The following is a 12,453-nucleotide window of genomic DNA, read 5'->3' on the forward strand; positions in this document are numbered from 1 at the left end:
TTTAGTAAAATTACGGAAAAAGAAAGGGGTTTATTATGGAGCATCAACCGCCTAATGCCCAAAGCAATCTACATAACCAACTACATGATCCAGACAGTCTGCCTCAGAGAATATGGAAGTACAAGCTGCATTACTTGATCGTCATTCCCGCTCTTATGCTCATATTGATTTTTAAGCTGCTTCCATTTGCTAATGGTATAATTTTATCGTTTGTCGACTACAAAGTTTTTGTTGGCCTATTTGAGAGTTCGTGGGTAGGCTTTAATCATTTTGCCCAATTGTTTAACGATGAGAACTTCCAAAGGGTAATTGTAAATACATTTGTTATCAAAACGGGTTATACACTGGCTAGCGGTTGTATCGCATTCCTTCTGGCGCTTGCTCTGAGCAATATTAGTTACAAGTGGTTGAGAGGGCTGTTCTCGTCTTTATTTCTTATTCCTTTTTTCATTCCTTCTATTGTTTTTGTGTATATTTTCATTTATATACTGTCGATAAGCACATCTCCCTTTCTAACCTCGGGGACGCTGATTTTGGGTGATGAGACATTATTTCGACCGATCATTGTATTCGTTGAAGTGTTAAAAACATGCGGTATTCCGAACATCATCGCGCTTGCAGCTATAGCCTCGAAGCATGCTTCATTGAACCGTCAAGAAACGGGGCTTGCAGGCATCGGGAATAGCTACCTTGTAATGAATGTGATTCCAGCACTGAAAGCGGTAGCCGCTTTTATGGTGCTGCAGCTGTCTGCCATCATGTCCACGGACTATGAGCTCATTAGAAGCTTGCTGAATCCCTTGGTATCGAAGACAGGAGAGACGCTCGACGCTTATATTTTTCAACTAGGTTTTTTGATGATGAACGTAAGTCCTTCCGCTGCTGCGGGCATTTTTCAGTATGCGGTTCAACTGCTCTTTACGATCATCGCTTATTTCATTGTAAAAAGACTGTTTTTAAAGCAATTATTCAGTAATCACACAGGTGCAGCTGACATTAAAACAACAAATATTGGACGCAGCATAATTGGGATTGTGACAGCTTGCTTATATTCAATCGTTGTCATTTTTTTACTGTATATGCTGTTCATCTATCCGTTTACTGGAACCGGAGAAGCAAGGCAATCGGTGTGGAGCTTCATATCGTTCTGGAACGTTTTTTCTTATTCAGTCGTTAACTTTGTTGCTGTAATTATATTTTTATTGATGACTGTCACACTGGCTTATCCGCTGACTGTCAAACATTTGCCAGGGCGCAGCTGGTATAAGTTGTTTCTGCTTATCGTCATTTCGATGGGAAGCGGGATGATTAATGAGTACCTATTCGTTCGGAGCCTAGAAATGGTCAATACGATTATTCCGCAAATGATATTCGGCTTTTTTAATTTAGCGGCGGTTTTTGTTCTCAAAAGTATTTTCAACAGTAGACACGCCGACTTAAAGACTGAGGCCGAGCTATCGGGAAAAGGGGAACTGCATACGTTTTTCACTCTGTTTATCCCAAAAATATGGAAGCCACTGCTTGCGCTTGGCGTGCTCCATTTCGTCGTATTATGGAACTCATACTTACCAGCGTTAATTTATATTTCTAATATGGAGCTGCAAACACCAATAATGAAATTAGTACAGTTAGCAAGCTCAGGAGGAGAAATGGACAGTGCATTAATGCTGCAGCTTGGAGCATTGACAAGCCTGCCGTCAGTTATGTTATTTCTTATATTCCGGAGATGGCTGACTTCCGAGATATTTATCGGTCAGATCAGAAAGCTTTAGCATTATATTTGGAGGGAGCTTGGCTAAGGCCAGCTTCCTTTTTTGATTTCAATGAGGATTCACTATATATTAGAGTAACTTAATAGTTAACTATATAATAGGTTAATCACGGGTTTTCAAAGTAATAGTTGACAAACAAGTTAATGAAGACGTATTCTTGTTACGAAATGGTTGTTATTTCGGTTTATTATTAACTTTTTAATTAATCTTATGAACGTCATCAAAATATCAAAGAGAGGCAGTGTGATTAATAATGTCTTTAAATACGGTACATGCATCACAAGTGAACATCCCTCGAGCTGAGTATCCTCGGCCAGATTGGCAGCGCTCGGAATGGTTGAATTTGAATGGAGCATGGTCCTTTGAATTTGATCATGAGAATCGCGGCATCGGTGCAGATTGGCATAAATCGAAGGGGCAATCCTTAAAGTCGGAAATCACTGTTCCTTTCTCCTGGTCAAGCCCGTTGTCGGGAATCGGAAGCAATGATAAAGGCATCGCTTGGTACGATAAGAAAGTAGATTGGGCACCAGAGCTAGCTGATGCCCGAGTAATCCTTCGCTTTGGCGCGGTCGATTTTAAGTCCGACGTATGGGTAAATGGGATCTCCATTGGTTCGCATGAAGGCGGATATGGCCATTTCGAATTTGATGTAACAGATGTATGGTCAATCGACAGCACAAACTCGATTACGGTTCGTGTTGAAGATTTTGATCATTCTTTCCAAGGCCGTGGCAAGCAAGGTTATGGGGAAATTCGCGGCATTTGGCAGCCCGTATGGCTGGAGGCTCGTCCTCAAAACTATGTACAGGATTCGAAGTTTAATACAAAAATGGACGGTACTATACAAGTTACGACTAGAGTGACAGCAAGCCGCGCAGGTCATGCTCAGCTTTCCTTCTTGTTTGCAGAAGGTGCTGTATCACATCAATTCGAAGCAGAGCTTACAGAAGGAGCCAATACGATCAGCACTTCATTTGTAGTGGCAGATCCTAAGCTATGGAGTCCAGAATCTCCTTTCTTATATGAAGGCGAAGTTTCCCTGTCCAGCAATGGTCAGTCGGATGTTATAAGCACTTATTTCGGTATTCGTGAAATTTCAACTGCACTTGTAGGTGATCGAAATTATCGCTGGATTATGTTGAATGGCAAACCTGTTTATTTGAATGGAACGTTGGATCAATCTTTCCATCCAACCGGATTTTTCACGTATCCGTCCGATCAAGAAATGCATGATGAAATTTTCCTTTTGAAACGTTTAGGCTTGAACTTTGTTCGGATTCACATTAAGCCGGAAGAGCCGCGCAAGCTTTACTGGGCTGACAAACTTGGAATCCTCGTAATGGAGGATATGCCATGCTTCTGGGGGGACCCGGATGAGCAGGCACGGCTTGCTTATGAGAGTGAAGCGCGTGAAATTATTGATCGTGACTACAATCACCCGTCAATTTTCTCTTGGGTTATGTTTAATGAGACATGGGGCTTGAAAACGGAAAGTGAATCCGCTTCGCTTACAACAGATGCATCACATCCGCAAAATTATTTGCCGCAAACGCAGGAGTGGGTTCGTTCCATCTATCGTTGGGCCAAACAGGTTGATCCAACCCGTATAGTTGAAGATAACTCACCATGTAACTATGATCATGTGGAGTCTGATATTAACACTTGGCATTTCTACATTAATGGCTACAATGAGCTACGAAACCATGTAACAGAGGTCGCTGATAAAACGTTCGTAGGTTCTACCTTTAACTATACTGCGGGCAATGTACAATCAGATGCACCATTAATGAATAGCGAATGCGGCAATGTGTGGGGGATCGAAGGCGGAGCAGGAGATAGTGACTTAGCCTGGCATTACCGCTATATGATGAATGAATTCCGCCGTCATGATAAAATGTGCGGTTTCGTATTTACAGAATTCCGAGATGTTGTAAATGAGTTTAACGGTTATTACCGTTTGGACGGCACCGACAAGCATTTTGGCTACGAGTGGTTCGTTCCCGGCATGACGATCGCAGATTTGCACTCGCCAGATTTTATCGTTATTGATGCACCTCCTTGTCAAACGCTGGATACAGGGGCACAGGTTACATTGGAGCTTTTGCGTTCCAGCTTCTCGGATCGTTATCATGGTCAAGCGCTTCAGCTGGCGTGGGAGCTGTCGTATGATCATTTTGGTGTACGTACTGTCGCACAATCAGGACACGAAATCATTGACTGGAACGGATTTGGCGTGAGTGCATTGCAGCCGCTTTCTTTGAAAATGCCTCAGCAGGATGCGGTTGCGGTAATTGCAGTACGTCTCTTGTCTTCCGATGGCAAAACGATTACACGCAACTTCGTTACATTCGACGTTCGTAGCGGTCAAACGAATGGAAAATACGAGGTTGACGGTCAAACGATAAGCGTGCCGGTTGCAAGCTTCACCGATAGCGAGTGGCCGCATAGCTGGAATTCGTTGCAGAATCAGAAAGTGAATGGCGGAATTGCAGGACAATTTACTTATGATGTACAGCTGCCATCCATTTCGGAGCAAACGATGATTTATGATATTGAACTGTTTTTTGAAGCGGGCTCTAAGCGTCTGCTAAAACGTGATCTTGAGGAAAGCATTCAGAAAAAGCTGGACATTTCCTTTATGCATGGTGCGCTGTCTGATCCAGAGTACAACATAAATTCTTATTTTATGACGGATTCGGATCGCCATGAAGCTAAGCTAAATGTTCTCATTGATGGACAGCTGGTTGATACTATTGTGTTGACAGATGATCCAGCGGATAGCCGTGGCGTTCTGTCTTGGCACTATCAAGCGGTTTCTAACAAGCTGGAGGATGCAGGCTCATACGGCTATCTCTGCAAGGTCATTTTGCCTAGTGCGCTGACTGCTAAGCTGAACCAAAACCGCAGCTTTAAGCTTCAGTTCGAAGCTGAACAAGGCGGTTTGACGCTATACGGACGCAATGCTGGTCGTTATCCGATCGATATTATCGTTCACCATAGAGGTTAATTCATGAAGTGTAATCCGTTATTTGCTACTCCGTCCTTGATGATTTATGATTAGAAAAGTTACGAATTTGTTAACGGATCTGTTGAAAATAATCGAATGGGATCTTGTAAAATAGAGGGAGTAGACAAAGAGGGGGTACATATAGATGAACGTTCCTGCAGGTGTTTGGATTTTTTCGGGTATTATCGTTGTATTGCTCACATGGCTGACACTTTGGGTTACAAAAAAAGCCTATTCGAAAAAATGGGATGAATCGGATCATTAGTTGTAATGATAAACTAAACTTTAGATAAGAAGAGATAGAAGGAGAGACTCTTTAGCTACGCGGCTGAAGAGTCTTTTTTATGTAAGCAGGGTACTCTGTTAAACTAACAAAGTAAGATTTAAAAGCCACATAGTGGATGAGCAAGAAGCTTGACACGACACCTTTTGGTGTCCTATAATCAATATGACTCCAAAAGGTGTCATAATAAGCTGTAATGTCGTTTAATTGGCAACATCACAGTAAATAATAATGAAAAGGTGGGGGTGGTTTTGAACGATAAAGGTCAGATGAGGGATGTTTATGACGCTGTTGCCGATCCAACAAGGCGAAAACTAATTCAATTGTTGGCAGAAGTTGAAGACTTGCCCCTACATGAGATAACGGTTCATTTTCAAATGGGTCGGACAGCGGTTTCCAAGCATTTGGCAATCCTGAAAGATGCTGATCTTGTCATTGCTCAAAAGGTTGGCAGAGAAACGAGATATCGGTTGAATGCTAATCCGTTGAAAGAAATAAAAGATTGGGTATCATTTTACGAAGGATTCTGGAATGAAAGAATAGATAAATTAAAACTTATATTGGAGGAAAAAAAATGAAACCAGATGTATCATTAGATTATCAATTTACTAGTTCAATCGACCAAGTGTGGAATGCTTTAACGGATTCGGATACGCTTGCGAAATGGATTTGGAATAATGATTTTGAACCGGTCGTTGGACATAAATTTCAGTTCAAAACGGAGCCTTCCGAATGGTGGAACGGCATTGTAGATTGCGAAGTGCTTGTAGTGGACGAGCCGCATACCTTATCTTACACTTGGATAAGTGCTGGAGAAAATACGACAATTACATGGACTTTGAAAGAAGGTTCAGATGGAACAGTTCATCTGCACCTCGATCAAACTGGATTTAGTGAAGAAACAAAAGCCCGTCCGGGAGCAATTGAGGGAGCAAAATCTGCTTGGACTTACAAGGGCAATCAGCTTGGAAAAGTGTTAGCCGAACTGTAAATATGATTTTTTCAACTTTCATGATACCAGTTATTCAGCACAAAACTTAATTCATCAATACAAATAAATTATTTTTTAAAAATAGGGCGCAATTCCGCAGTAAGAATTGTGCTCTTTCTTTTTGATAAGATGCCTTTTGAAATCATTTTAAATGAGCAAACATAGCAGGTTGGCAGTAGAAGCTTGCTTTTATCATATAAAGAGACAAATTTTTAGAGATTGGAGAGGAGATCACAATGAAAATAAAGCAATTAATTGCGAACAATATTAACAAATTAGATGAAGTACTGCCAGTAGATAAATCGTTAGGCATAGCTGGTTTATCTGGATCTGGAAAAACAACTTTTTCTCAAACCATTGGTGAAGAATCGAAGAAACGTCTTGTTTCCTTATTGCCAAAGGCGGAGTATCAGTATCTATTTCCTAATATTATGGAAACCAATTTCAGTGCCATTAAGATGGAGGAAATGCCGCTTGTCCTTTTTCTAGGTCGATCATCCATTTCTTCAAATCCTCGTTCAACTATTGGTACGCATACTGGCGTGTTTACTGAAATTCGAGTTGCTCTTGCTGAAAAGTATAATCTTTCTCCAGAAGTTTTTTCATTTAATAATGAATTAGGCTGGTGTCCAGACTGTAAAGGCCGCGGAACAACTAAAAATATCGAATGTAAAAAATGTATGGGGAAACGTTACATTCAAGAAGTTGAACAATATAAATTTGAGTTACTTGAACAAGCACAGAGTATATCGGACATCAACGACTTCAGTGTGGAAACAATATATTCACTAGCAGAAGTTCTAAAGATTAGTGAAGGTAAACAAAACATTTTAAAAAATATAATCAATATGAATATTGGTTACTTAACGTTAAATCGGATTATGGGAACATTGTCAGGCGGAGAAGTAACTCGGCTCTACTTAGCTGAATTTATGGCAACAAGTGAGAATACGGTTATTATCATCGACGAAATTTCCGTAGGTCTTGATCATCAGACGTTATTAAAGATTTTAGCTGAGATTAAACAATTGGGAGTTAAAAATCAAATTTGGCTCATTGACCATTCTGACACGGTGCTGGACACAGCGGATAAGCATTTGTTTTTTGGCCCTGGGAGCGGAAAATACGGCGGAAAAATAGTGGAAGAATCACCACGTCCAAAGCCAATCCACGGGGAACGAAACGAGGCAGCACCAACAGAATATTATCAATTTCTTGATCTTCACTGCCGGAATATTCAAATCAATGAAATTCAGATTCCTAAAAATAGACTTGTCACTTTTACAGGTGAGTCAGGCTGCGGCAAATCCACACTAGTTAATGAGTGCATGTCCAAAGATTTTGTGAAGCGCTATCCGAAAGATAAGCTGGTTATGGTTGGGCAAGATCGAAACCAATCGATCACTAGTCGGTCAACCGTTGCCACATTTCTAGATATTAAAAAGAAGCTTACAAAATATAGTGATGATATTGATGATATTTTTCAGCGCTCGATTGAAGATATTATTGTTGAGCTGCCAAATGAAGACATCGCTCATAAACGCTTGAGCTTATTGATCAAGCTAGGACTTGGTTATTTGACGTTGGAGAGAAAAACACAATCCTTATCAACGGGTGAATTTCAATGTGTTCATTTAGTTTCTGAGTTGTTTGCGGGCTCCAGAAACCCGAATACGCTATTTATTTTTGACGAGCCATCAAAAGGGTTATCACAAAACATTTTGAATCAATTCATTGATAGTGTGAGGGTCATTCTTCAGGATGAATCTGTCTCCATGATCATGATTGAGCATAATTCGTATATGCTGGAAAGCTCTGATTTTATCGTTGATTTTGGCAAAAGACAGCTTGCACCCGTGGAGCATCTTGATGTGGTCAGTCATGATGATTATTACCGGGAACAAAACAATGAAGATAAAGCTGCTCCTTTCCATATTCCTTCAACACTTGATCAAAAAAATGGCGTTAATTATTTAAAAGAAAACCAGATTGCCTATTTTAAAAATGCGGAAAACGTTTATAAAGGCGGCATCTTGAAAAGTTTATCATCAATGGCTCGTCTCATTTATGGCGAATATGAATCGGATACCATTGCACCCGTCATCGCCATTGATTTGGAACGCCACTTGTACAGCCAATATACGTTTCTCTACGAAATTGGCGGCTTAATCAACCATATTGTGGCGGCACATCCAACCAATAAAGATACGAATAGCTTCGATTTCTATAATCAAGCTAATCATTGCCCATGCTGCTCGGGCCGCCGTGTAATTGAAAAATTTGATTTTGATATTGTTATTCAGGACAAAGCCGCGCCATTCTGGGATGGCTTATTGCATCCAGATGTGATGGATATTTTGAAGTTTTATCAATTCCCAAAAATAAAATTTATTTTTGAAGAGATTAAAAATGAGCTCGGCCAGGATATAAGCAAAAGTTATGCAGAGATGACAGACGCAGAAAAGCATACTTTTTTGTACGGATATTGGGAAAAGTCATTCTATGATAAAGTAGGCAAGGCATCAAGGACATGGGAAGGCTTTAATCACATCATTGGGATGTATATGGTGGTATCGAAATCGGAGATTAAAGAGCGTATAAAAGAATCCAAAAAATTGATTACTTGCCCAATCTGTCAAGGAACGGTGCTAAAGCATCATAAAAAGCTGAAGTTTGGCGAGACGGATATTCGTGACATTATTCAGCAGCCTCTTGATCAAGTCATTAAAACCGTTGGAAATCTACAGGTTCTAGACAAAATGAAAGCAATTGTTGGGGGCGATATGGTTTTGACGGAAGAGGTTTCTCTATTGCCTAGGGAGACGCAAGCTGCGCTGAAAATGCTTGAACTAGAGGTAGCGAGCTTTTCCCACTACGAAATGGTTTTGCAAAATGTACTGCCTTTCTGGGGCCGTATTAGCAACAGTATCGAATCCATCAGTATTAATAATCGGATCACCGTCTGTGATTTTGCCAATATCACCGAAACGAGAGAAACGATCATTGATAAGTATTTCACCAATGGTAAATACAAAAAACTGACCTATGTTTATGAAGCGTTTGGCTACAAAAAAATTGTTACCTTAATAAACAAAATTAAAGCCAGCCAGCCATGCCCATTCTGCAAAGGGAAAAGAGTAATTTCGGAAGATGGGCTCCATGATGGCGTGTTTAAATTATCGGTACCATGTGTTAGCTGTTATGCAAGTGGCATCAACGATGAAGGGCTTAAGGAAATCGTTGAAGGCATAGACGTGCAAACATGGCTGACCGGCAAAGTAAGTGATGTTGTTAAAGACAGCTCAAATATCGAGGCTGTAGCTGATATTCCTATTTTCAATCGCATTCGTGAGTTGAATAAACAAGAAATGATGGCTGTTTACCAATTCCTTGAGCAAAGCTAGATGTCATACACTGAAAGAAACTCATTTGCAATCCTAAATTGCAGATGAGTTTTTTTGTTATGCTGAAGGTTGTATAATAACTTTGGGAAATCGTGTATAATGTGGGTATTATTTTAGAAGGGGATGCCATTTATTGAATGCAATTGATTTAGAAACGTCGCTCATACATAAGAAAGAGAATCGTTACTTCGTTCTTGCGCTTATCTTTAGTGTTTTTATTTATTTATGTTTGTTTATTTCTATTATTTTCATTTTCATCCTACCGATTCTTATTCTCCTGCCCTTATTCGCTCAAGCGATTATGATGGCAAGCATTCGAACCAATGGCGTTCGGATCACACCGAGACAATTCCCGGAAGTGTTCGCAATTGCCCAGGCACAGTGTGAGCGGATGGGCTTTACTGTTGTACCGGATCTCTATGTCATGGAGTCAAGCGGGATATTAAATGCGTTTGCCTCGCGCTTTTTTGGCCGCAATATGGTGGTGCTTTATTCCGATTTGTTCGAAATGATTCAGGCGGGTGGGGAAAAAGAGCTCACTTTTGTTATTTCACACGAGCTCGCCCATATCAAACGAAATCATTTGTCGAAGCAGCTGCTCATATTGCCGGCGTTATGGCTTCCATTTCTTGGCGAAGCATACTCGCGGGCTTGCGAATATACATGCGACCGTATGGCTGCTTATTACACCAATGATGCTGAAGCCGCAATGAATGGTTTAACGATATTAGCCATCGGCAAAACGCTCTACAAACGGGTAGACCGTGAGGAATATTTGCTGCAAAGCAGCTATGAGAAAGGATTATTTGTATGGCTGGCTGAGAAGCTATCGACTCACCCTCCCCTGCCGAAGCGTATCTACGCGATTCAGCAATATGCAGGCATCTCATCGAATATCATTTTTAAGACATCTTCTTCGCGAATAGCACTTATCATCGTTTTAGCTGTTATTCTTGTTCTCGGGGGTTCTGTTACGATCGGAGTGACCTTCTCGAAATCGATTGATACCTTTATGTCTTCTCTTGATGGGCCGCCAACCGATGATCAAATGCTTGGTGCAGCTTCAGAGGCTGATTTGGAGCTTGTTAAATCTCTGCTTGATGCTGGAGGAAATCCGAATGCAGCAGACGATGAAGGGTGGACAGCGCTAATGTGGGCAGCCCAGCTAAATGAAACAGCAATCGCTTCTTCATTGATAGATGCGGGAGCGCAATTGAATGTGATTGAGCAAAGTTATGAAGAAACGGCATTAACGATAGCGTTGTATAATGAAAGCATAGAGATGGTAGCGTTACTGCTGGAAGAAGGAGCTAATCCGAATTTACAGGATAGTACCGGATGGACACCGCTAATGACGGCAGCAAAAAATGGTGACATAGAGGGAGCGGAACTTTTGCTAAAAGCAGGGGCTGATCCGTTGAAAGTTGATGAAACAGGATATACAGCTGAGGATTATGCGCTGGATGCTGGGTTTGACGAGCTCGCCGAGCTGTTGCAAAACTTAGGCGACCAAATATAAAAGAAAGAAGCTTGATTGCTCAAGCTTCTTTCTTTTATGTATATTCAATTCTTTATGTTTAGGATGGTCGGGACGACACGATTTGAACATGCGACCCCCTGGTCCCAAACCAGGTGCTCTACCAAGCTGAGCTACGTCCCGGGAAAAGATGGTGCCGTCGAGAGGACTTGAACCCCCAACCTACTGATTACAAGTCAGTTGCTCTACCAGTTGAGCTACAACGGCAAGATGTATTCGCTAAACACAAGATGTATTATCGCATATAAACTGAAATAATTGCAAGTGTTTTTTTATTTTTTTTTCTGAAAGGATGATTAGGGTGAAAATCGTTATTGCACCGGATGCGTTTAAGGGGTCAAGAAGTGCATTTCAAATTGCTAGCACGATGGAAGCAGGCATTCGAACAGTACATCCACATGCTGAAATCGTACAGCTCCCAATGGCTGATGGCGGTGAAGGAACGATTGAGATTTTGGTACAAGCTACAGGCGGGAGTTTTATCGAAGTTCCTGTTCACGATCCGCTGAACCGAAGCATTCATGCAAGATATGGCGTAATGGGGGATGGTCAAACCGCGGTCATTGAGCTTGCTGAAGCATCGGGTCTTGATTTGCTCAAGAATGAAGAGAAAAATCCGCTTATCGCTTCAACATTTGGCACCGGTGAATTGATTCGGCATGCGCTCGGTTCTGGCTATCGTCAATTTATTATTTGCTTAGGAGGCAGCGCGACTAATGATGCCGGATCGGGTATGCTGCAGGCACTTGGAATGAAGCTGTTAGATGAAAGTGGAGCTGAGCTGCCACTCGGAGGCGTTCATTTGTCGAAGCTTGCATCGATTGATGATGGAGGATTCCATTCAAGCATTCGTGAAAGCAGCTTCATCATTGCTGGCGATGTACGTAATCCATTGTGCGGGGAGCATGGAGCTTCTTTGGTTTACGGTCCTCAGAAGGGAGCATCTTCAGAAGCAGTCAAGCAGCTTGACCTTGCATTAGCTCATTTTGCTGAAGGTATATCCAAGCATACAGGGATTGATGTCGCGAATTTGCCAGGCAGCGGAGCGGCAGGAGGAACAGGCGCAGCGCTTTTAGCTTTTTTTGACGCCGCTATGCACGCTGGAGCAAAACTTGTTATGGATAAAATTGGGTTTGAGGAGCATATTGTTGACGCTGATTGGATTTTGACAGGCGAAGGGAGATTAGACAGCCAAACGGGATCAGGCAAGGTGATCAAGGCGATATGTGATGCCGCTCGGGGGCAGCGCAACCCTGTAATCGCCGTTTGCGGGTCAATTGATGCAAGTTCCGCATACACGTCGGAGCTAGGTCTTCGTGCAGCCTTCTCGCTCGTGCCGGGTCCATGTTCCGTAGAAGAGGCGATAGACCACACGGATGAGTGGCTGCTTGATCGAATCGTTCATATTTTCAGCTTGTTATAAAGTCATAATAAAAAAAGAAGCAGCCTATGCAAT

At 41.7% G+C, this 12,453-nt stretch carries 7 protein-coding genes and 2 tRNA genes; 7 read left to right on the top strand and 2 right to left on the bottom strand.

The window, feature by feature from the left end:
- The first annotated feature begins 35 nt into the window (after positions 1–35).
- The 6 genes from ACIFSR_RS24725 (at position 36) to ACIFSR_RS24750 (ending at position 10,979) form a co-directional block, all read left to right on the top strand.
- Positions 36–1,772, top strand: a complete 1,737-nt coding sequence (locus tag ACIFSR_RS24725; protein WP_430060772.1) for a hypothetical protein — start codon at positions 36–38, stop codon at positions 1,770–1,772.
- Between the two features lie 253 nt (positions 1,773–2,025).
- Positions 2,026–4,782 carry a glycoside hydrolase family 2 protein gene (locus tag ACIFSR_RS24730; protein WP_430060774.1) on the top strand — a complete coding sequence of 919 codons (2,757 nt, stop codon included), beginning with the start codon at positions 2,026–2,028 and terminating at the stop codon, positions 4,780–4,782.
- Between the two features lie 552 nt (positions 4,783–5,334).
- Positions 5,335–5,643, top strand: coding sequence for an ArsR/SmtB family transcription factor (locus ACIFSR_RS24735; RefSeq protein WP_372238995.1), 309 nt, complete (start codon positions 5,335–5,337; stop codon positions 5,641–5,643).
- On the top strand, positions 5,640–6,056 hold the full coding sequence (locus ACIFSR_RS24740) for an SRPBCC family protein (protein ID WP_339208670.1): 417 nt from the start codon (positions 5,640–5,642) through the stop codon (positions 6,054–6,056). The genes ACIFSR_RS24735 and ACIFSR_RS24740 overlap by 4 nt, the downstream gene beginning before the upstream one ends.
- Positions 6,057–6,292: 236 nt before the next feature.
- Positions 6,293–9,460: an ATP-binding cassette domain-containing protein gene (locus ACIFSR_RS24745; protein ID WP_430060777.1), complete on the top strand. Its 3,168-nt coding sequence runs from the start codon at positions 6,293–6,295 to the stop codon at positions 9,458–9,460.
- Between the two features lie 133 nt (positions 9,461–9,593).
- Positions 9,594–10,979 (top strand): M48 family metallopeptidase, encoded by a 1,386-nt coding sequence (locus ACIFSR_RS24750; protein WP_339208673.1) that lies wholly within the window; start codon positions 9,594–9,596, stop codon positions 10,977–10,979.
- A 64-nt stretch (positions 10,980–11,043) separates the two neighbouring features.
- Here the strand turns inward: ACIFSR_RS24750 and ACIFSR_RS24755 are convergent.
- Both ACIFSR_RS24755 and ACIFSR_RS24760 read right to left on the bottom strand, forming a co-directional pair.
- Positions 11,044–11,120 (bottom strand) — tRNA-Pro (locus ACIFSR_RS24755).
- Between the two features lie 8 nt (positions 11,121–11,128).
- Positions 11,129–11,204, bottom strand: a tRNA-Thr gene (locus tag ACIFSR_RS24760).
- 94 nt (positions 11,205–11,298) lie between these two features.
- Between ACIFSR_RS24760 and ACIFSR_RS24765 the strand changes: the two genes are divergently transcribed.
- The gene (locus tag ACIFSR_RS24765) at positions 11,299–12,420 is read left to right on the top strand and encodes a glycerate kinase (protein WP_430060780.1); all 1,122 of its coding nucleotides are present in this window, start codon (positions 11,299–11,301) and stop codon (positions 12,418–12,420) included.
- Positions 12,421–12,453 lie beyond the last annotated feature (33 nt).

This window comes from Paenibacillus sp. NRS-1760, assembly GCF_050467785.1.
Lineage (GTDB): Bacteria > Bacillota > Bacilli > Paenibacillales > Paenibacillaceae > Pristimantibacillus.

What these genes read in the sequence shown, in the direction of transcription:
- ACIFSR_RS24725 (WP_430060772.1), top strand. Translation starts at nt 36, where the DNA reads ATGGAGCATCAACCGCCTAATGCCCAAAGCAATCTACATAACCAACTA.
- ACIFSR_RS24730 (WP_430060774.1), top strand. Translation starts at nt 2,026, where the DNA reads ATGTCTTTAAATACGGTACATGCATCACAAGTGAACATCCCTCGAGCT.
- ACIFSR_RS24735 (WP_372238995.1), top strand. Translation starts at nt 5,335, where the DNA reads ATGAGGGATGTTTATGACGCTGTTGCCGATCCAACAAGGCGAAAACTA.
- ACIFSR_RS24740 (WP_339208670.1), top strand. Translation starts at nt 5,640, where the DNA reads ATGAAACCAGATGTATCATTAGATTATCAATTTACTAGTTCAATCGAC.
- ACIFSR_RS24745 (WP_430060777.1), top strand. Translation starts at nt 6,293, where the DNA reads ATGAAAATAAAGCAATTAATTGCGAACAATATTAACAAATTAGATGAA.